General features: G+C 43.8%; 19 protein-coding genes and 1 pseudogene. 18 read left to right on the top strand and 2 right to left on the bottom strand.

Annotation, left to right across the window (positions count from 1 at the left end):
- Positions 1–5 precede the first annotated feature (5 nt).
- From DMB88_RS22745 to DMB88_RS22660, 18 genes and pseudogenes are all read left to right on the top strand, one after another.
- Complete coding sequence (locus DMB88_RS22745) at positions 6–434, top strand: GNAT family N-acetyltransferase (RefSeq protein ID WP_128103180.1); 429 nt, start codon at positions 6–8, stop codon at positions 432–434.
- Positions 435–715: 281 nt separating this feature from the next.
- A complete protein-coding gene (locus tag DMB88_RS22740; RefSeq protein ID WP_128103179.1) occupies positions 716–991 on the top strand; it encodes a CD3324 family protein in 276 nt (91 codons plus the stop codon).
- A 164-nt stretch (positions 992–1,155) separates the two neighbouring features.
- Complete coding sequence (locus DMB88_RS22735; protein WP_128103178.1) at positions 1,156–1,698, top strand: GNAT family N-acetyltransferase; 543 nt, start codon at positions 1,156–1,158, stop codon at positions 1,696–1,698.
- Between the two features lie 88 nt (positions 1,699–1,786).
- A complete protein-coding gene (locus DMB88_RS22730) occupies positions 1,787–2,209 on the top strand; it encodes a DUF1801 domain-containing protein (RefSeq protein WP_128104568.1) in 423 nt (140 codons plus the stop codon).
- A gap of 372 nt (positions 2,210–2,581) precedes the next feature.
- Positions 2,582–3,565, top strand: a complete 984-nt coding sequence (locus DMB88_RS22725; protein WP_128103177.1) for a hypothetical protein — start codon at positions 2,582–2,584, stop codon at positions 3,563–3,565.
- Positions 3,566–3,726: 161 nt separating this feature from the next.
- Entirely contained in the window at positions 3,727–4,080 is a 354-nt protein-coding gene (locus DMB88_RS22720; RefSeq protein WP_128103176.1) for a hypothetical protein, read from the top strand.
- 221 nt (positions 4,081–4,301) lie between these two features.
- Positions 4,302–5,333, top strand: coding sequence for an endo-1,4-beta-xylanase (locus DMB88_RS22715; RefSeq protein WP_128103175.1), 1,032 nt, complete (start codon positions 4,302–4,304; stop codon positions 5,331–5,333).
- A 196-nt stretch (positions 5,334–5,529) separates the two neighbouring features.
- The gene (locus DMB88_RS22710) at positions 5,530–6,642 is read left to right on the top strand and encodes a helix-turn-helix domain-containing protein (RefSeq protein ID WP_128103174.1); all 1,113 of its coding nucleotides are present in this window, start codon (positions 5,530–5,532) and stop codon (positions 6,640–6,642) included.
- Between the two features lie 4 nt (positions 6,643–6,646).
- Positions 6,647–8,419 carry a sensor histidine kinase gene (locus DMB88_RS22705; protein ID WP_254438314.1) on the top strand — a complete coding sequence of 591 codons (1,773 nt, stop codon included), beginning with the start codon at positions 6,647–6,649 and terminating at the stop codon, positions 8,417–8,419.
- An 11-nt stretch (positions 8,420–8,430) separates the two neighbouring features.
- The gene (locus DMB88_RS22700; protein WP_164848774.1) at positions 8,431–9,999 is read left to right on the top strand and encodes a response regulator; all 1,569 of its coding nucleotides are present in this window, start codon (positions 8,431–8,433) and stop codon (positions 9,997–9,999) included.
- A gap of 137 nt (positions 10,000–10,136) precedes the next feature.
- Complete coding sequence (locus DMB88_RS22695) at positions 10,137–11,798, top strand: ABC transporter substrate-binding protein (RefSeq protein ID WP_128103172.1); 1,662 nt, start codon at positions 10,137–10,139, stop codon at positions 11,796–11,798.
- 174 nt (positions 11,799–11,972) lie between these two features.
- Positions 11,973–12,875, top strand: coding sequence for an ABC transporter permease (locus DMB88_RS22690; protein ID WP_254438666.1), 903 nt, complete (start codon positions 11,973–11,975; stop codon positions 12,873–12,875).
- Between the two features lie 13 nt (positions 12,876–12,888).
- On the top strand, positions 12,889–13,791 hold the full coding sequence (locus DMB88_RS22685) for a carbohydrate ABC transporter permease (RefSeq protein ID WP_056701450.1): 903 nt from the start codon (positions 12,889–12,891) through the stop codon (positions 13,789–13,791).
- 254 nt (positions 13,792–14,045) lie between these two features.
- Positions 14,046–14,405 carry a hypothetical protein gene (locus tag DMB88_RS22680; protein ID WP_128103170.1) on the top strand — a complete coding sequence of 120 codons (360 nt, stop codon included), beginning with the start codon at positions 14,046–14,048 and terminating at the stop codon, positions 14,403–14,405.
- A 64-nt stretch (positions 14,406–14,469) separates the two neighbouring features.
- Positions 14,470–14,799 (top strand): immunity protein TriTu family protein, encoded by a 330-nt coding sequence (locus DMB88_RS22675; protein ID WP_128103169.1) that lies wholly within the window; start codon positions 14,470–14,472, stop codon positions 14,797–14,799.
- A gap of 128 nt (positions 14,800–14,927) precedes the next feature.
- Positions 14,928–15,745: pseudogene (locus DMB88_RS22670) on the top strand (purine-nucleoside phosphorylase).
- 240 nt (positions 15,746–15,985) lie between these two features.
- A complete protein-coding gene (locus DMB88_RS22665; RefSeq protein WP_128103168.1) occupies positions 15,986–16,909 on the top strand; it encodes a DUF7638 domain-containing protein in 924 nt (307 codons plus the stop codon).
- A 50-nt stretch (positions 16,910–16,959) separates the two neighbouring features.
- Positions 16,960–17,487 carry an SMI1/KNR4 family protein gene (locus DMB88_RS22660; RefSeq protein ID WP_128103167.1) on the top strand — a complete coding sequence of 176 codons (528 nt, stop codon included), beginning with the start codon at positions 16,960–16,962 and terminating at the stop codon, positions 17,485–17,487.
- Positions 17,488–17,620: 133 nt separating this feature from the next.
- On the opposite strand, the gene DMB88_RS22655 is transcribed toward DMB88_RS22660, so the two are convergent.
- The gene (locus tag DMB88_RS22655) at positions 17,621–18,871 is read right to left on the bottom strand and encodes an MFS transporter (RefSeq protein WP_164848773.1); all 1,251 of its coding nucleotides are present in this window, start codon (positions 18,869–18,871) and stop codon (positions 17,621–17,623) included.
- 56 nt (positions 18,872–18,927) lie between these two features.
- A complete protein-coding gene (locus DMB88_RS22650; protein ID WP_128103165.1) occupies positions 18,928–19,833 on the bottom strand; it encodes an ArsR/SmtB family transcription factor in 906 nt (301 codons plus the stop codon).
- Between the last annotated feature and the right edge of the window lie 142 nt (positions 19,834–19,975).

Genomic DNA, 19,975 nt, shown 5'->3' with positions numbered 1-19,975 from the left:
TGCAAATGATTCGAGAAGCCGAGGGCAAGGATGCGATTGCAGTTGAACGTCTATATCAAGAATTGTTACCGAATCATTCTGGAATTCATGTATTGCCTGAACGATTGGAAGAGATTCGAATCAACCCGAACAGTTACTTATTTGTATATGATGTGGATGGAAGTCTTGTGGGGACGGCGCATTTACATGTTTGTTTGGATGCCCTGAGTGGAACGAGACCCTTCGGTGTAGTTGAACGAGTGATCGTGACGCAGGAAATGCAGGGAAGAGGATATGGTTCGAGATTAATGGAGCACCTGGAACAAGTCTGCAAGGAGAAAAATTGCGTTAAAGTGTTCCTTACCAGTAATGCATTGCGGCAAGACGCGCATCAATTTTATGATAAGTTAGGTTATGACGGCGAAGGAAGTAAGGCATTTAAGAAGTATTTGTAGAATCTGGGGTAACAGCGATCGGAAGGTTATTCTGTCATCGGAGTGGCAAGTGTAAATATTCTTTGATTCAAGTTATCTAGTAGTGTTCCAGAAAGGGGAGATACCATGTATTTTGTCATAACAGGTTTATCGATCTGCTCTATGCAAAGTCAGTACGTATGAACAACGGCGGTTGTTTGCATGGAGCCTAAATTATAGTCCGCCTTCATTTTCTGCACGAAAAAGAGTTCATCGGTTGACTTTGCTACCTTAAATATCAATTTTTTTAAGGAGCGAGCCAGATGAAATATACAAATGCTGATTCATTATTACCAGAAGAGTTATTACAAGAGATTCAACGATATGTGCATGGTGGGATGATCTATATTCCCAAGCGCAAGGATACCCATTCGAAGTGGGGAGAACAATCGGGCACCCGGGTTATGCTGAACCTAAGAAATCGCGAAATACGTGAGAAGTTTGCCGAAGGAGCTACGGTAGATCAGCTGATCGATCAATACGCGTTATCTTCGGACAGTATCAAAAAGATTGTATACTCTCGCAAAAATAAAGCTTAAATTATGAAAATCCATGTTAGAGCCACCTCTAATGTGGATTTTTCAGTATGTAAAGAATGAGTCCTACTCAATCCTTATCTATTTATGTCATTTGAATGTCCTTATACTGATACTGAATCGTCAACTGCTTAATATACAACTTATATCGAGAGGATGGAACATCAATGAACATTACTGTTGAATTAACCAATGAACAAACGAAATTCATCATTAACAATCTATATCCCATGTACTTACACGATCTGTCTGAAATATGGGGATTCAAACCTAACACCTATGGAATCTTTGAAGAAGATGAGACGAAGACATTAGCAGAGCAGAATAACGTTTTTGATATCTGGTGGTCGAAGCCAGGCATACTGTATCCATATCTAGTACGAGTAGAGGGTATCCCGGCAGGATTTGCTTTGGTGGCGACACCACCATACACACCTCATGGCAGCGACTTTTATATGAACGAATTTTTTATTTTGCGGCCGTACCGTGGGAAGGGGATTGCTGAGCATTTGGCTACTCATGTGATGAACCAGCACCGAGGTTCGTGGGAGGTGCAGACGAATGCAGCGGAAATCAATGTTAGGGCTCAGCAATTTTGGAAAAAGACATTGGAGCGATATACACTTGGCAAGTACCAACAAGACACACTGGAAGCTGATAAGGAAGGAACTAAATTAAAATTTACACTGAACAACCAAATTGTTGAATGAGGATAATTAAGGTAAATATGTAGTCACTTCGTGTATAATTAATAGCAGTAAATAGGAAGTAGTGGAAATGAAGGGAGTGAAAATCACCATGGTACAACCAAAAACAAAAGAAACCGACGGCAGTGTCATTGAGTTTATTGAAAGTGTAGAGAGCCCGAAGAAACGTGAGGATGCATATCAATTATTAGATATTTTTACAGAAACGACGGGATATGAAGCCAAGATGTGGGGACCGAGTATTATCGGATTCGGTAGCTATCATTATCGATATGAATCAGGACATGAAGGTGATGCACCGCTGGTTGGTTTTTCACCCCGCAAAGCTAAGATCAGTTTATATTTCGCCACAGGAGATACGCAGCGAGAGGAACTATTACAGGATTTTGGTAAACATACAACAGGAAAAGCTTGTGTCTACATTAACAAAGTTGCAGACATTGACGTACTTGTATTACAAACGTTGATTACACAATCGGTACGTTTCTTGCAAGAGAAGTATCCGAATCAATAATTAAAGATCAACTATAGAGTTCTTAATATATCAACATGGTTAACGGTCTTATCTGTACTGCTCCTTCCTGGAAAAGTAGACAACGAAGGAATATCGCGGACAGAATACGGGTTCCCCTTTCAATTTTTTACGCAATATCATCTGGGACATACAACGGGGTATCCATGGTTTATGGAAGGAGTATCCATCGGGCTAGGGACGTTCATTATTAATGTTCTAATTATCTATTTCTTTATACACGTTGGCCTGTACATTAAAAACAGATGGGCTTCATCTCGTGTGAAACAGTGACCGCGAAGCACGCGTTTTTTTTCGTTTAGGCGGATAATCTGATACTGTAAGAAGTGATTAATATGTATGAGGAGGGGAATTGTGACATTAGATTACGATTTCGAGGACACGATTTTTAGTGAGATTAACTTGGTTGAAGATTTGAATATCGCACTCAAAATGATCCAAAGTCAATCCACACTGGAGATGGCGGAAGAAGCCTACAAAGAATCACGGTATGCCGACTTTCTATCTCCAATTCTTCAAGTTTTATTAATTTATTATCAGAATAAAGACTTAACTACGAATAACATTAGAAACTCAACGAATAGTAGTACCGATCATGAAGAACTGAACGATGTGACATTCTGGAATTCTGTTCATGAAGGTGATTGGACAGCAGATGATTATGAGACTTTAACAAGCACAGGAACTCACTATAATTTTGATTTGTTCGATAATAGATTGATACAAATTGAAAATGATAGGTCGGTTGAGAAATACTGTGATTATCTGTTGTTAAGTGAGGAGACTGACGTAACTACAGAGGAAAAAATAGAAGTATTCGAAAGTCTATCTATATTATTTCCTAACTCATTGTTAGATATGAAATCAAAAAACTCACTTCAATATTTGAAAGTCTCAGAAGAATATGAAAAGTTGTTAAAGTTGGCTGATAATTTTGCTAATCAAAATAACGTAATCGTTGACTCATCGAACAATCATACAATTTGGTTTAAATATATGTCTGGTGATCCAATTATTAAATTTTATTTGAAAGCTCCTTTAGAGACTATAGTGAAAGAAGATTACGATGAAGGAAATGAACTAAGTATATTCTGCTATGAAGGTGAAATTGAAAAAAACATTATACTAGCTACAAAATGGTTTGAATTAATCGGGTTTGACTTAGGAACAGAGTATTATAACCATATGCTCAATATCAAAAAAACAAATGAGGGATTATTTCCACAAGTGCACGAGAACATTTTCGCTTGTGGTGTTAAAACAACGACCATAAATAATGGAGTAGAATTGAGATCTTTTTTTAAACGTGTTAAAAAATCCACTACAACGATACGATAAAAAATTTACACTATTTTCCTAGGACTCATATTGTAAGCATTGAAAAATAATCGTAATCGTTCTTCATGCTCAAGAGTACGGACCTACGCCCTGGCGAGTAATCCTCAACAACCTGTCCTAAATCTTCATGTCTCGCATACCTATGGTATAGAAGGAGCGTGATGAGGATGGAACAGAACGTAAGGGATTATTTTGAGTTGAAGCAGCAGCAAAAGGAGATCGAGCAACGTCTATCTGTTCTGCGGGATGACATCTTGGGGTACTGCGCGGAGCAAGGTGTGTATGAGACAGAGCTTGGTGGGTATGTTGTAAAAACGGTGCTGCAGCACCGGAAAGAATATGACGATCAGAAGCTATACGCAGCTCTTCCAGATCCGGAAATCTGGCGTTTACTGTCCAAAGTGGACAACAACAAGCTCAAGAGTCTGCTCAAGCTCAATGTGCTCTCCGAGGAGCAGATTAGCTCGGCAGTTACTGTGAAGCCAGTCACCTTATTACAGGTGGACAAGTTGTAAGTCACAAGGAAACGAATGTGACCAATGAAGCAATAAAGCGATTTAAATGAGCTAAACGCCTTCCACATCCATTGTCGTTAATAGCGACGAATGAGGAGAGGCGTATTTTTGTATGAACAGACGATTGGTTCAATCTATGGGGGTAAGAAGTTTAATTTGTTCATCGTAAGCGCATTCATAAAGAGATATGATGAGATTAAAACCTTCGGGAGGAATGAAACATGTCGAAAGAGATTCCATCTTTGCACCATGCATTCCGAGACAATTTCAAAATCGGTGCCGCTGTTCATACAGGCCTTATACGCACAGAAGGTGATTTCATTGCCCATCATTATAACAGCATCACTGCAGAGAATCAGATGAAATTTGAAGAGATCCATCCAGAAGAGGAACGTTATGCGTTTGAGGCAGGCGATGAAATCGTTGATTTTGCGGTTCGTAACGGGATGTCCGTTCGTGGACATACGTTAGTGTGGCATAACCAGACATCAGATTGGGTTTTTCAAGATCCAGCTGGTGGTACGGCGTCTAGAGAATTATTGCTATCACGCCTGAAGTCACATATCGATACAGTGGTTGGACGTTACAAAGGCCATATCAGCGCCTGGGATGTTGTTAATGAAGCCATTGAAGATAAGACAGATCTGATGATGCGGGATACCAAGTGGCTTCAGATTCTGGGGGAGGACTATCTGCTCGAAGCGTTCCGCTTAGCTCATGTGGCTGACCCTCAAGCCTTGCTGTTCTATAACGATTACAATGAGACTGATCCGGTGAAACGGGAAAAGATTTACGAACTGGTCAAAGGTTTATTGGAAAAGGGTGCGCCTATTCATGGTATTGGCATGCAGGGGCATTGGAATATTCATGGTCCATCCATTGAGGATATTCGCATGGCGATCGAACGTTACGCATCACTGAATGTGCAGCTTCATATCACCGAACTGGATTTGTCTGTATTCCGCCATGAAGATCGAAGAATCGATCTGATCGAACCAACCGCTGAAATGATGGAATTACAGGAGCAACGCTATGAAGAGATTTTCCGTCTGTTCCTTGAATATCAGGCTTCGATTACCTCGGTGACTTTCTGGGGAACTTCGGATCACTACACATGGTTAGACAATTTTCCTGTACGTGGACGCAAGAACTGGCCATTCGTATTTGATCAACAGCGACAGCCCAAGGAATCGTTCTCGCGTCTGTTAAACGCGGCAAAAGGAAGTGCACCTACAAGTAGGGGAATCTCTTAGACCAGGTAAGTCTCACATAACGAGGTTATCAATAGTTGTGCTTAATGTGTTCTGAATAACGGAGAGCCTTACTCATCCAGACCTTATTAAGGTTGTGGAGGTAAGGCTTTTCAGGATTCCTGTAGAAAAATATCTATTGTCGCATGGGTCACATGATGCCATACTGGATACAAAAATGGAAATGGAAGGTGGGTTCATGCACAAGGTCATTGTGGCAGATGATGAGCCGTATACACTGGAAGGCTGGAGAACGATGATTGACTGGCAGGCTTGTGGCTATGAATTGTGTGGTACGGCGACGGACGGTGAAGAGGCACTTTCCTTAATCGGTCAGGTTGAACCGGATCTGGTTGTAACCGATATTCAAATGCCTGTGCTGGATGGTCTGGGTCTAATCCGAACGATGCGTGAGGAAATGAAAAATAATGCCAAAATCGTTATTGCCACAGGGTATTCCGAATTTGGTTATGCCAAGCAGGCGATCCAGTATCAAGTTGACGAGTATGTGCTCAAACCGTTGGTTACCGAAGAGATTCATCAGATTTTGCTGGAGCTCATTACACCATTAAACAAGCGTAGAGATGAGAAAAAATACACCAGAACAATTGATTCCGGGAATGAAGTGACTACCCACAGATCCATGGGATTAGACGCGCCAGAGCATTACGATCATGAAGGGATGCTTTCTTTGTCGAGACATCTGTTGGGTGCGATCGAAGCAGGTGAAGTTAGTGAAATCCAAGCTGTGGTGGATAAGATACTACGTTTGATCGTGAGATCTGAAATGTCCCTGAGCCAGGCTCAAAGCGTCATCCGATATATGCATGGTGAGTTATTACGTAAGTTCAGCGAAAAGAAAGATTGTATGCTGTTGCTCCAGGATAGAGCATGGCATGAAGCCGAGAGCTGGACATCTGGCAAATTAAAAGGGCTTTGCATCCAATTATCAGAACGTCTTTCTCAGTCCTTACCGAAGAAGTCTTCCATGAGAAGTCCGGTAGCCGAAGCGATTAAATATTTGAATGAGCATTATTGTACGAAAATAAAACTACAGGATATCGCCCAGCGAATTCATGTGAATTCGGCTTATCTCGGTCAGCAGTTCAAGCAGGAAGTAGGCGTAAGCTTCAGCGAATATATTCATAGGCTGCGGATTGAGGAAGCGCGTAAATTACTCCGCCGAACCCATATGAAAATTTCGGATATTGCATCCAAGCTTGGCTATCACGATGCAGAATATTTTACGGATAAATTTAAAGCGCTTACAGGTGAGCTCCCATCTGTCTACAAAAACAAAAATCAAGGGTGATCATGTGCGAAGAAATAGATGGATGTTTCACAAGGTCAATGATATTCCGCTTCGATCAAAGCTACTGTTGATCTATATCTTCAGCATTCTTCTGCCAGTCATAATCATTAATGTATTCTTCTATCAGCGGACCTCTTCGGATATCAAAATACGGGAAGAAGAAAACTTACGTAAATCAATTGAACGGGCGGCAGGAGAATTGCTGGGCATGATTGATGAGAGTGTGGCCTTGAGCCGGATTATTGCAGCCGATGATACGTTATATCAGGCGCTAGATCAGACGTATGACTCGCCTGTTGAGTATTACAATCAATATGACGAATTTCTTCGCGACAAGTTGACACGATATATGTCAGCCAACATTCTGGAGGTTCGCATATTAACGGATAACGACACCATTCAGACGGGCAGTCATTACGCAGTCATTGGGCAGGGGGAGCGGGCGGTTCCGGGGATGGAGCGCTTGAAGGAAACCAAAGGCGGAATTTTGGTTGTGGATTATGATGAAACCACATTGTTTCATCCAGGCAAACGCATTAGTGTGATTGGCAAAATGGATACATATACGTCGTATTCAACCTATGCCAAATATTCAAAAATCGATCTGCAGCTCAGTCGAGTGTACAGCATTTTGAATCGTGAAACGAATAGTCTGCAGCTTCGTCTGGTTGACGAGAATAATCGGGTTGTCGTGTCTAGCGATCAGTCCCAGCAGGCTGCAATCCAAAGTTCGTCTTCATCAACAGATGAGGGGAACTCCAGATATCGTTTAGAGCAAACATTAGGCAACCTTGATTATCTAAAGGGATGGAAATTAATTGGGGTCGCCAACACGGCTCATCTGGATCAGTTGCTGGCAGAAGCACGTAACTCGATCTTATGGCTCGCATTAATTAGCACGATTATTCCTTCAGTGCTGATTTATATTATTCTTCGTTCGTATCATTATCGCATTCAGAAGCTGTCTAAGCATATGAAGAGAGTGCGCAATGATCGTTTTGATGTGATTGAAATTCAAGAGGGCCGTGATGAGATTGGTGGATTGATCCGTACATTTAATATGATGGTTGGCAAAATTCATTCCCTCATTAACGATGTCTACAAATTAGAAATTAGACAAAAGGATCTGGAACTTGATCGGGTTAGAACGGAGTTGTCTATGCTTCAAAGTCAGATGAATCCCCATTTTTTGTTCAATACGTTGAATGCACTACTCGTTGTCAGCACGAAAAATGGTTATACGGAAGTTACTGAAATTATAAAAAGCTTATCCTTGCTCATGCGGCAATTACTCAGTAGATCAGACAACCTTGTACCCCTGCAGGAGGAGCTGCAATTCACGTCGCTCTATTTGCAGATTGAAAAATTTAGGTTTGGTGATCTGTTCAATTATTTCTTCGAGATCGATCCTGAAGCGGACTCACTTCGAATTCCACGCATGAGCATTCAGCCTCTGGTAGAAAATGCTTGTAAGCATGGATTACAGGCTCGGAAGAATGGTCGGCTAATTCGAGTAACGGCCAGGCTGACGAAGTCTGGTTTGGATATTCGAGTAATCGACAATGGGGTTGGCATGGATGAGGGGAAGCTGAATCAATTCATGCGGGACGTACGTTCCGATCGCGTGATGGACGGTCATGTGGGTATACGTAATGTCTACCGACGGCTTGAGCTTTTTTATGAGGGAGCGGCTATATTTAACATTCGTAGTGGACTAGATGAAGGAACGGAAGCAGGATTTCTCATTCCATTCTCGATTATGGAAACGAAAGGTTAGGAGGAATGAACATGTATAAGGTTCTTCTTGTGGATGATGAACCGTTTGCGATTGAGGGGCTACAACTGTTGATCGATTGGGAGAAGCATGGATTTGAAATAAACGGTGTATGTGCCAACGGGGAGGATGCTGTAGATGCAATTTCCCGTGAGCAACCTGACCTGGTTGTAACTGATATAAGGATGCCAGTCATGAATGGGTTAGAACTCATTGAGGAAGCTCGCCGGCTGGGTCATCAGTCAACGTTGTTTGTCATCACGAGTGGGTACAGTGACTTCAATTATGCCAGACAGGCGATACGGCTCGGCGTGTCCCATTATTTGACCAAACCGGTGATCGAGTCTGAAGCGGACGATGTGTTGCAACGATTAAGACAAGAATTGATGAACCGGGAAGCGCACGATCTCATGTTGCATCAGGCTCATATTCAGCGAACGAAGCAAGCCTTGCTTGCGATGGTCACGAATCAAGATCAGGCAGAACTGGGTGAGGAGATCGATGAGGTTGTCCATGAGTTATCTGCCAAAGCAAGGAAGTGGGTCTACTTGCTTGTGATGATTCAAGGGGATGGCGCAAGTGGCAAACAGGTAATCGAACAATTTATGGAGGGCGAGCCTTGCGGATATTTGCTGGATGCCGAATGGAGTCCTTATGGCATAGTTTGGGGTGGCTCTAGCGAGGATTTTACTGAATCGGATTACGATTTACGGCAATTTGCAGAGCGACTCTTGAACGTTCTAGACCAGCACTTTCTTGATCAGCCTGCAGGAGAAAGTCGGGTGCAAATAGCTGTAGGCTGCCCTGTCAGCCAAGTGCAAGAATTAACGGTCTCTTACCGTGCTGCCGCAGAAGCAGGACGTTTTTTATTTTTTGATGATACCCCGCTTCTGTACGCAGAGGACATGAATGAGCAGCATTTGCTGTTTGATCCAGATACATTAAGGGAAGCAGATCTCATTATGGAGCTAATCGAAAACGGTTCCGGGGCAGAATTATCGACGTCTATCTGGCGAGCGTTCAATACATTCAAAGATCAGATGGCTGCACCAGAGCTGGTTCATATTTTTGCAACCCAGATTATGTTTCGCGGACTTTCACTCTTCAAGGAACTGGGCGGAGAACCGAATGCATTGATGCAGGACTCAGCGCTCCATCTCCATGAACGGCGTTATCAGAATATTGAGGAGACAGCCAGGATGTTAGAAGCGTTCTGTCTCAAATGCCAATCGGAGATCGGGACGCTGCGAGAACGACGTGTGGGTGGAACCCAGGCTATGGTAGCTGAATACGTCCACAATCATTATAAGGAAACCATCACGATTAAAGAGCTCGCCGAGCAATTCTATATTCATCCGGTTCATCTAGGCCAATCCTTTATGCGTAAATATGGCAAAGGGGTGCTTGATCTCGTGCATGATCTGAGAATGGAGGAAGCGATGCAACAGCTTCGAGAGACTGACCAGGCATTGTATATTATTGCTGAACAGGTAGGCTACCGCAGCTATCAGCATTTTCTGAAACAGTTTGAGAAAAGGGTGGGCATGAAACCAGCAGAATACAGGCTGCAATCTACGCTTTGAACGTGATAAAGACGACTTGTTCGTCGTTAACATCTGAAATTAAGGGGGAAGGACCTTAAATTTAACTATTTTGGAAACGCATACATTTCATCATAATAAGACCTGTAAGCAATCCAACTTCCAAGGAGGGGCAATACATGGGGGTCTTGAAGAGGAAAAAATTATGGGGATCCGTTTCACTCGTTCTGGCAATCAGCCTGGCGCTGGTAGGTTGCAGCGGTGAGGAAGCCAAGACAACAACGGTGGACGGCAAGGAAGTTTTGAACATCTCGGCTTTTATTGGTACGCCTAACCAGGCGCCGGCTCAGGATAATCGGATATACAAACAGATCGAAGAAGAGCTTGGCGTTAAGCTGAACATGGAATTCCTAGTGGGTGATCTTCAGCAAAAATTGGGGGTTATGATTGCAGGTGGAGATTTCCCCGATCTAATCACAGCAGATACGAAACTGGTTGCGGCTGGTGCCGTTATTCCACTGGAAGAACTGATTGAGGAGCATGCACCTAACCTGAAGAAGCATTACGCCAAAGATTGGGAGCGAATGAAGGATTCAAGCGATGGACATATTTATTGGTTACCGAACTATGGCGTCTATACGGGCGAATTCATTAGTAACTATTACTCCGGTCCTGCCTTCTGGATTCAAAAGGCGGTTCTAAAAGAAGCCGGATATCCAACACCTAAGACACTGGATGAATATATGAAGCTGATTCGTGATTATGCTGCCAAGCACCCAACAACGGAGGATGGTCAGCCAACCATCGGATTCACTACACTTGCATCCGACTGGAGAACGTTCCCGTTGCTTAACCCACCAGAGCATCTGACGGGTCATCCGAATGATGGCGGTGTTGTTGTAGATGACAATGGGGTAGCAAGTGTATTCGCGGATAAGGATATCTCCAAACGTTATTATAAAGAGCTGAACAGTCTATATAATGATGGTTTGCTTGATAAGGAAGCCTTTGTACAGAACTATGACCAATACTTGGCCAAAATCTCCTCTGGGCGGGTTATCGGCATGTTCGACCAGCACTGGAACTTCCAGCAAGGTGAAGACCCGCTCGTAGCTCAGGGCAAAATCAGTCAAACCTATGTCGGCTTACCGCTTGTATACGATACAAGCATTAAGGATCACTATTTAGATCGTCCGGTCATTAACCTGAATAACGGCTTTGGTATTAGTAAAGATGCCAAAGATCCGGTAGCAATCCTCAAGTTCCTTGATGCACTCATGGATGAGAAATATCAGAAGCTGCTGTCTTGGGGTGAAGAAGGCGTGGATTACATGGTGAATGAGGAAGGTCGATTCTATCGCACACCAGAGCAGCGCACAGAGCAGGAAGACCCAGCTTGGAGACTGGCTAACAAAGCGGAAGGCTTTTACGGTGCAGCACCCAAGATGGAAGGAACCTTTGAAGACGGCAATGCGATCGGAGCAACGAATCAGCCAGAGGAATTCTATGACGGTTTGAAGCCAGATGATAAAGAGTTGCTCGATGCTTACGGTTACAAAACATGGAGTGATTTCTTCTCTCCTGCACCTGAGAACCCAGTGTATTATCCAGCATGGCAAGTGGATCTGCAGGAAGGTTCAGATGCTTCAGTTGCGAATAAGCAAATGACCGATACTTCCCTTAAGTTCTTGCCTAGAGCGATCATGTCCAAAGCAAATGAGTTCGATTCTGTCTGGAGCGAATATGAGGATGCATACAAGAAAATCGATGTGAAGGCTTATGAAGACCGAATTAACGAGCAATTGAAATGGCGGATTCAGAACTGGACCGTGGAAAAATAGAAAAAGTGAAATAGAGTCTTCCGGGAGGCGTAATTGGAACGCAGGAGCGTTTATTACGAGCCTTCCGGGGTACTCTTGCTAATCGCTGTAGCCTAATAGGAGGAGTGAAGGATGGCGAACACGCCTAGAGCCATACAGAATCAATCAGCTCCAACCGTTGCTGCCAAGACGTCTATGTTCAAGCGTTTACGTAGCCAGAAGCAGCTCATGTTTATGTCTTTGCCGATCGTCGCGTATATTCTAGTATTTTCGTATTATCCAATCTGGGGCTGGGTCATGGCATTCCAGAATTACAGTCCAGCGAAGAGCTTCGCGCAGCAGGAGTGGGTCGGACTTAAGCACTTCAAGTTTCTGCTTACGGACGACGCGTTTCTGAACGTGCTTCGCAATACGATCGCAATGAGTTTGATCAATATGATTCTCGGATTTGTGACAGCCATTTTATTTGCGGTGTTACTGAATGAGATCAAACACAAGCTCTATAAACGGACGATTCAAACGATCTCGTACTTGCCCCATTTTCTATCTTGGATCATCGTTACGGGCATTGTAGCCAGCTCGTTATCCGTAGACGGCGGGATTGTCAATGTTGCGTTGATGAAGCTGGGATTTATTGACGAACCCATTATGTGGCTTAGTGTACCGGAATACTTCTGGGGCATTGTCGGCGCTTCCCATGTGTGGAAAGAGGTCGGCTGGAACGCCATTATTTATCTGGCAGCCATTACTTCCATTGACCCTTCGCTCTATGAGGCGGCTGAGATCGATGGAGCGAATCGCTATCATAAAATGCTGTATGTCACACTGCCTGGAATCAAGTCCATCGTCATTATCTTGCTGATCATGAACATGGGATGGATTCTGGAAGCAGGCTTTGAAGTACAGTACTTACTGGGGAATGGGGTCGTTGTGGACTGGTCCCAGACCATAGATATCTTCGTTCTGAAATACGGCTTGCAGATCGGTAACTATTCACTCGCAACCGCTGCGGGTATATTCAAAACCATTGTCAGTATCACACTGATCTTTGCAGCTAACTCGCTTTCCAAACGCTTCGGTGAGGACCGATTAATATGAGGAGGACATATCGATGGGAATAAACAAGTCTCGGCTTGAGCCGATTGTCTTCCATACGTTTAACGGCGCACTGATGATTTTTATTGCAGTCGTGACCCTGTATCCGTTTCTGAACACACTTGCCATATCGTTCAATGCAGGTAATGACACGATCCGTGGAGGCATCTATCTATGGCCGCGGGAGTGGACAGCACAGAACTATCGAGCCGTATTTGCTGGGGGAACCATCTTCCAAGCCTTCGGGATCTCTGTTGCGAGAACCGTGCTAGGCACGGTGCTCAGCTTATTTCTGACCTCTATGCTCGCTTACACGCTAAGCCGCAGAGATTATATCCTGCGTAAACCGATTACGATTATCGTTGTGCTGACGATGTACTTCAGTGCAGGTCTGATTCCAACCTACTTCCTAATCAAGGATCTGCATTTGCTCAACAACTTTCTAGTGTATATCATTCCGGGTTTGATCAGTGCATTTAACATGATCGTAATTCGGACGTATATTCAGACACTGCCTGAAGGACTGATTGAATCCGCTAAGATTGATGGAGCCGGTGATTTCAGAACATTTATCTCGATTATCTTGCCGTTATGTCAGCCTGTACTTGCTACGGTGGCGCTGTTCATCGCGGTGGGTCAATGGAACTCATGGTTTGATACGTTCTTGTATGCATCATCCAAACAGAATCTGAGTACCCTGCAATACGAATTGATGAAGCTGTTATCCTCGTCAATGAACTCCAATAGCAGTGCTGCTGTTGCTAACGGAGCAGATCTCGGCGCAGCTCGGAATATGGTTACACCTGTATCGATTCGTGCGGCCATTACCATCGTAGCAGCTCTGCCAATCTTGGTGGTGTATCCGTTCTTGCAGAAGTATTTTGTTCATGGACTACAGCTTGGAGGCGTGAAAGAATAGTCGAACGGTAACATGTACATGTAGACGCGTTGAAGAGGTTCTAGCAAAAGTTCTAGCTAAAGAATAGTAGTATGAAACCGGTCATCGGATGACCGGTTTTTTTTGAGTTTATTTAGTTTCTATATTGATTAATGGATGAAGATAGCTCATGCAATTTGGAACAAAAGGACATTGAGTGTGTCTCATGCATGGATAATATGGTAAAATTTATATAAATGATAATTATCCTTTTACAGCTCAGGAGGAAACGATATATGAGAAGAAAAATTTTGCCTATCGTGATGATGTTGCTCTTGTTGGTAGGATGCTCCAGTGAGAAGTTATCGCTTCATGGAGAAAGTGTGAATTGGAACGTGAGTGTTAGCAATGAAAATAAAAATGGCCCTATAAGCTTCGTGATTCGATACATAGGGGAAGAAGATCAGCCGAGAAATGTCCGTTATCAATTTGCTGGACAGGCGATTTCACCGAGTGGTTCAATGGAGAAGCTAAGTGCTCCTTATAAGGAAATTTCATTTAAGAGTTATTCGAATGATTATGAATCTGAGACGCTTCCGATTCCGGTTCACATTCAGTGGAACCGAGATCAAGAAGAGACAATCTATGTGGAGTAAAATAAACAAAGATGACCGACTATATATGGGTCGATATTTTGCATCCAAGGAGGTGTGCTGTCAATTGCTTCGACATCGTTTTGAACAATGGGTCAAGCGTCGAGCAGTTACGCTGCAAACCGAGCAGATTAGGACGGAACAGGTCCAAAAGGATAATGTAGATGAACGACTCATACTTGATCCTTCCACGGGATTCAGGCATGAGTCGAGACTTGCTATGGGTCAAGTGACTGTCTGGGAATCGAGACAGATGGAGTATGAGGTTTTGAATATTGAGTCGGAAGAACTGATTTTGTGGAAGTATGTGGAGAAGCGTGACCATGATCATGAAGTTGACTTCGATGAGCTCTTGCAGGAATATTTCCAAGCATTGAAGTCGGGGTGCAAACCCTAAATGTAGTGGGGAAAGTGACATAGTGAGCTTACTTTTCGAGCTTCCATTTACATCAACTCTGTAGTTGATTACACTTGAGGTATCGTAACTTGTTTACGCAAATTAATATCATCAGGAGGAATCCATCCATGCATCAAACTGAACATATTCAAGAAGCTAGAGATTACATATTAAGCAGAACCAGCTCCAAGCCAACTGTAGGTATGATACTCGGTTCAGGACTGGGCGCTCTCGCTGATGAAATTCAGAACGCAACGGTCATTCCGTATAGTGAAATCCCATACTTTGCTAAATCCGAGGCTGTGGGTCATGCCAACGAACTGGTCATTGGAGAACTGATGGGCAAAACCGTTGTTGCGATGAAGGGACGTCTTCATTATTATGAAGGCTTTACACTGGAGGAAGTGACGTTCCCGGTACGTATGATGAAAGCATTAGGTGTAGAGCAATTGATTATCACCAATGCTTGCGGCGCGATCAATACAAGCTTCGAACCCGGTCAGCTTATGATTATTACAGATCATATTAACCTGGTAGGTAACAACCCACTGATGGGGCCAAACAATCCGGAACTGGGCACACGTTTCCCAGATTTGTCCCAAGTGTACAACCCGGAATTGCGTAGTATTGCGCTGCGTGTCGCAGATGAGCAGAAGGTTAGCTTGCAGCAAGGCGTCTATGCTTGGTGGAGTGGTCCAGCCTATGAGACCCCAGCGGAGATTCGCATGATCCGTACGATGGGTGCAGATGCAGTAGGCATGTCGACTGTACCTGAAGCCATTATTGCGGTTCATGGGGCATGAAAGTGTTGGGTATTTCATGTCTTACTAATATGGCCTGCGGTATTTTGGATCAGCCGCTTAATCACGAAGAAGTCATCGAAGTTGCTGCCAAAGTAAAAACAACGTTCACGGGACTTGTCAAAGGTATTCTGCAAGAGATGTAATCGGAAGAGCTGCATCTCTCCCAATATTGTAAGTTGGTGATTATAAGGGCATTGTCCAAGATGGAGTGAATCTGTCTGGGCAATGCTTTTATGTGCATATTTTTATTGAAAAAAGTTTACATAAATGATGAGTCCATTTGCATAGCAAAATGAGCGGAAGTTCACTCGTGTTTTCACTTCTCCTATTGTACAGTTGTAGGATATGGGAACGTGAAGATCCATGAAAGTGAGGTATCTTAAGTGCAGAACATTAGAAGAACGAAGCAGATTGAAGGCACAACAACACCTGGCATCATACATAATGGCGGACATCATTTTCTCATACCCGTGCAGATTTATGAAGACGGCATGATTAATTGCTGGGAACTGGTTGATCTGAAAGAGCTGAAGCAGAAAATTGAGGAGTATTGGTTAGGCCCTGATGTACCTGTTGGAGAGACGATCTCCATCCATGGATTAGGTGCTTACCGAGTGCAGCAAGCGAACTGGACGCATAACAATAGCAGTTATTATGAACATATTGAGCGTAAGATCAGAGCGCTTAATCCCGAATTTCGTAATATATTCGAAGTCACACCACGTCTACAACAACTGAAGGAGAATAGAAGGGTGTCACCTTCGCCGCAAGCCGTTGATTTTGCAGTAGTGCAGGAACTGTTCTATGAGACGATTCAAGGCGATGGCTTCTCTATTTTCATGAAATACGAAGGGCAGCATTACCTGGTTCATCTGGTGGTATATGAGAATGGTAAGGTGGTGATCTATCAGTTACCTAATCATGTCGAGATGGCTATAGACGAATTGGCAGCGTGGTTTCAGGATGGAACCTTCTTTACAACGATTGATCGCCCGGTAGCTATACGAATACTGGATCTGGGAGAAGTGACGTTCTCAGAAGAGCAATATGCCGAGAATGTTGAGGATAAGTACCAGGAACTGCTGGATATGTATAAGAAACTGACGGGAGAACAAACAACGTTTGAAGCGTGTCGACATGCCTACCACATGTATCTGGAAGATCCGAGTGAATTCAACCGAGCTGTGCTGAAGGAAAAATATGAACGGGTACCCGAGCACCAACGGATGTATTTGGGCGATATGGATAGCCGAGATATGGATTATCAGCGAATTATATATTCGCCAGAGGAGAAGCGAGAAGTATAGCCTTTGCGTCTCAGGTAGAGGTGACCCAATCATAAGGAGGATGAGGTGGAATGAGTAGACAAGCTGAGCAATCATGGCAACGTATCATTGCCAAAGGGACGAGCGTTGATCCAGGCTTTGAAGTGGCACTTCATCTCCAGCCGGGAGCGAAGGAGGAAGATTTTCGCTCTGTAGAGCACGAGTTGGGTGTGATATTACCTGAAGAGATGAAGGCATTATATCGTATCCATGATGGACAGATATGGGATATCGGCGGTGCTGCTTTTGTCCGAAATCTAACGTTAACCCCTCTTGTGCAAGTGAAGGAGAATTGGGCTTTTCTTCAGGAAGAGTTTGAACCCGATGAGTTGGAACCTGACATTGATGATGAGATTAAACCATTGCTCTGGAACGCCAAATGGATTCCTATTGCCGAGAATGGTGGGGGAGATTATCTATGTCTGGACACGGATCCTGCATCTTCAGGAAATGTGGGTCAAGTCCTGTATTTTTGGCATGATTGGGGGAAACGTTCTGTGGAGGCTTCGGGGTTATTTGCGTTTTTGGAGCTATGTATAGAGGAAGAGGCCGACGATTAGAAACCTCGGGCGTGCACCAATTTGAAACAACGAAAAACAAAAGTACCAAAACAAAACATAAAAAGACCAAAACACTTAAAGCGTCGTCCTTGGAAGGAAACGTTTAAGTGTTTTTTTTTTTTTGATGTTTTTATTACCTTGTTATATGAATTTCATTCAAAGACTTATGTTGTAGATCAGAGAGATCACCGTTCAAATGTTTCAGGTTCGGGAGAAACGCCGCAGCGATCGAACAGATGAAAGGGAGAAGTCCTAGAGACACAAATAGGGAGGATAGACCATACCTTTCTGCAACGGCCGCACCTGCAAAAGCACCTATGGGTTGAAGTCCACCACCAATTAAGAAACGAATAGAATTGACTCGACCTTGCATGGAACTAGGTACAAGTGTACCGTGTAACGAAGAGCTGAGAGAGCCGAAGAAAGGACCAGCTAATCCTGCGATACATAAGGCAATAAGTGCAAATGGATAACTTGGAAATAACCCCAATAAGGCATTACAGAGTCCAATAGCAGCTAGGCTGCACAGCATGACGGTTCGTCTTTTCTTGATCTCACCGATCCATGAGATTATGGCTAGACCCACTAGGGTACCAAATGCTGAAGCAGTGGTAAGGGTCCCCATAGCGGCAGCATCTCGGTGTAGCACTTCGCGGACAAAAGGTATCATCATCGTCCAGATGGCGACCGACGACATGTTGCTGATGGAAACCATAATCATGATCGAGAGCATCGCTGGGAATCTCCGATAGAATGAGAAGCCTTCTCTAATATCCCGAACATAAGCTTGAAGTGAGAAGGTGGCTCGTGATGATGTTGGCTTCTGCATAGTGGGTAGATAAAGCAGTGCAGTAATTGCTGCAATGTAACATATAGCATTGATACCAAGCGTAGGCAACGCACCAGCAGCTGCCGTTAGCGCACCGGCGATGGCTGGCCCAAGCAAAGCAGCGGCGTTACGACAACCATCAATGATTGCAAATGCCCGTAACAGTTTATGTTCACCAGCGACACCCGGTACAACAGCCATGGCTGTGGGCATAAATAGAGCGGAGCAGGCTCCACTGAGCGCTGCGGCAACGAACAGATGCCAGAGTTGCAATTGTCCTGTAATCCCCATACTCAGTGGAAGCAAAAGAGCCAAAAGCCTTACTGAGGCTAGTCCAGCCATAAACTTTCCACGATGCAGAAGGTCGGATAAGGGCGACCCAAGCAGCCTGAAGGTCACCTCGGGAATGCTGAAACTGAGTGCCATAGCCCCCATAGCAAGCTTCGAGGCAGTTAACTCATAGACCAGCCATTCCATAGCCAACAGGCCAAATACGTCACCTAGTGAACTAAGTGTAACGGTAGCTAATAAGCCATAGTAACTACGTTTGAGCATAGAGGTTCCTCCGCAGCATAATATCATGCAATTTGTACAGAGGGAGTTGCTTGATTTCAACTTTCAATATAAGCTCCAATCTGCTGTGGCAGGCTGTTCAAAGCGTCCAAGCGCAGACTATATTCCGTGTTCTTCTGATCATAATGTACGATAATTAGTCCGGCTGCTCGCAAGGCAATGAGATGGTAGTGTATCGTGCTCTTCGATAGTCCTACCTCACGTACGATCTCAGTAAAGGTCAATTGTTGACCAGCGAGTAATCGTAAAATGAACAGTCTAGTTTCATCCGATAGCGCACGGGTTAAGCGCAGTAATCCAGGGTTCGGTCTTCCCGGTTCAGTGGGAAGGACGTCACAAGAGTAACTGGTGAAGATGATCTCGTCAAAGATCGATGACGTGACAAATGGACGCGCATGGTATTGAGGGATAAGAATGACCTTTTTCAGCACGTCGTTAGGATAGATTCGCATGCCCTGTGTGGCTTGCTCGAAGACCTCTGGGTCATTTTCTCCCTGCAAACTGGCACGTCTAGTCATTGCTTCATGCGAGAGACCATCGATAATTGCCGGATTAATGTTCTTAAAGTATTGTTCATCCCATTCACGTATCGTTTCAGATGTCCTACTGCGAAGATCGGGCAGATTAGAAGGTACAGACAATTTTAAGCCAGCAGCGATATCATACAATTGTCCTGTAGACAAATCTTCAAGCCAATCCAAAAAACTATTGACCGAGCGATCCCCAGGGCAATGCCATATAAATGGCGCAAGACTGAAGTTATCCGTGGCTTTCATCGTATCTCGCATGTTTTGCAGCTTGGCTGGTGCAAATTGATCCTGTACATCACGAATCCACTGTTTACCCGCATCGAGAGCCGAATGATTCTGTTTGCCCATAAAAGCGGACAGACTGCTTACACATTCATAAATGGGTGCAAAATCAACCTCTACTTGGTAGTTCATAATTGTGCTTCCTTTCCTTTCAGTATGTAATCTATCTTTTTTTTGTTCTATATTTATAGAACTAGTAATTTGTTTTATTATATACGAACTATTATGTTTGTTACAACACAAATATTTCAACGGTTCTCTCCCACATTTTCCT

The organism is Paenibacillus sp. DCT19, assembly GCF_003268635.1.
Lineage (GTDB): Bacteria > Bacillota > Bacilli > Paenibacillales > Paenibacillaceae > Paenibacillus.
Note: the sequence above shows the minus strand (reverse complement) of the source record. Positions and strands in the feature narration are given on the sequence as shown.

Excerpts from the sequence above, each read along its gene's own strand:
- DMB88_RS22695 (WP_128103172.1), top strand. The coding sequence starts at position 10,137 with ATGGGGGTCTTGAAGAGGAAAAAATTATGGGGATCCGTTTCACTCGTT.
- DMB88_RS22655 (WP_164848773.1), bottom strand. The coding sequence starts at position 18,871 with ATGCTCAAACGTAGTTACTATGGCTTATTAGCTACCGTTACACTTAGT.
- DMB88_RS22745 (WP_128103180.1), top strand. The coding sequence starts at position 6 with ATGATTCGAGAAGCCGAGGGCAAGGATGCGATTGCAGTTGAACGTCTA.
- DMB88_RS22660 (WP_128103167.1), top strand. The coding sequence starts at position 16,960 with ATGAGTAGACAAGCTGAGCAATCATGGCAACGTATCATTGCCAAAGGG.
- DMB88_RS22740 (WP_128103179.1), top strand. The coding sequence starts at position 716 with ATGAAATATACAAATGCTGATTCATTATTACCAGAAGAGTTATTACAA.
- DMB88_RS22720 (WP_128103176.1), top strand. The coding sequence starts at position 3,727 with ATGAGGATGGAACAGAACGTAAGGGATTATTTTGAGTTGAAGCAGCAG.
- DMB88_RS22680 (WP_128103170.1), top strand. The coding sequence starts at position 14,046 with ATGAGAAGAAAAATTTTGCCTATCGTGATGATGTTGCTCTTGTTGGTA.
- DMB88_RS22650 (WP_128103165.1), bottom strand. The coding sequence starts at position 19,833 with ATGAACTACCAAGTAGAGGTTGATTTTGCACCCATTTATGAATGTGTA.
- DMB88_RS22715 (WP_128103175.1), top strand. The coding sequence starts at position 4,302 with ATGTCGAAAGAGATTCCATCTTTGCACCATGCATTCCGAGACAATTTC.
- DMB88_RS22685 (WP_056701450.1), top strand. The coding sequence starts at position 12,889 with ATGGGAATAAACAAGTCTCGGCTTGAGCCGATTGTCTTCCATACGTTT.
- DMB88_RS22730 (WP_128104568.1), top strand. The coding sequence starts at position 1,787 with ATGGTACAACCAAAAACAAAAGAAACCGACGGCAGTGTCATTGAGTTT.
- DMB88_RS22690 (WP_254438666.1), top strand. The coding sequence starts at position 11,973 with ATGTTCAAGCGTTTACGTAGCCAGAAGCAGCTCATGTTTATGTCTTTG.
- DMB88_RS22700 (WP_164848774.1), top strand. The coding sequence starts at position 8,431 with ATGTATAAGGTTCTTCTTGTGGATGATGAACCGTTTGCGATTGAGGGG.
- DMB88_RS22710 (WP_128103174.1), top strand. The coding sequence starts at position 5,530 with ATGCACAAGGTCATTGTGGCAGATGATGAGCCGTATACACTGGAAGGC.
- DMB88_RS22735 (WP_128103178.1), top strand. The coding sequence starts at position 1,156 with ATGAACATTACTGTTGAATTAACCAATGAACAAACGAAATTCATCATT.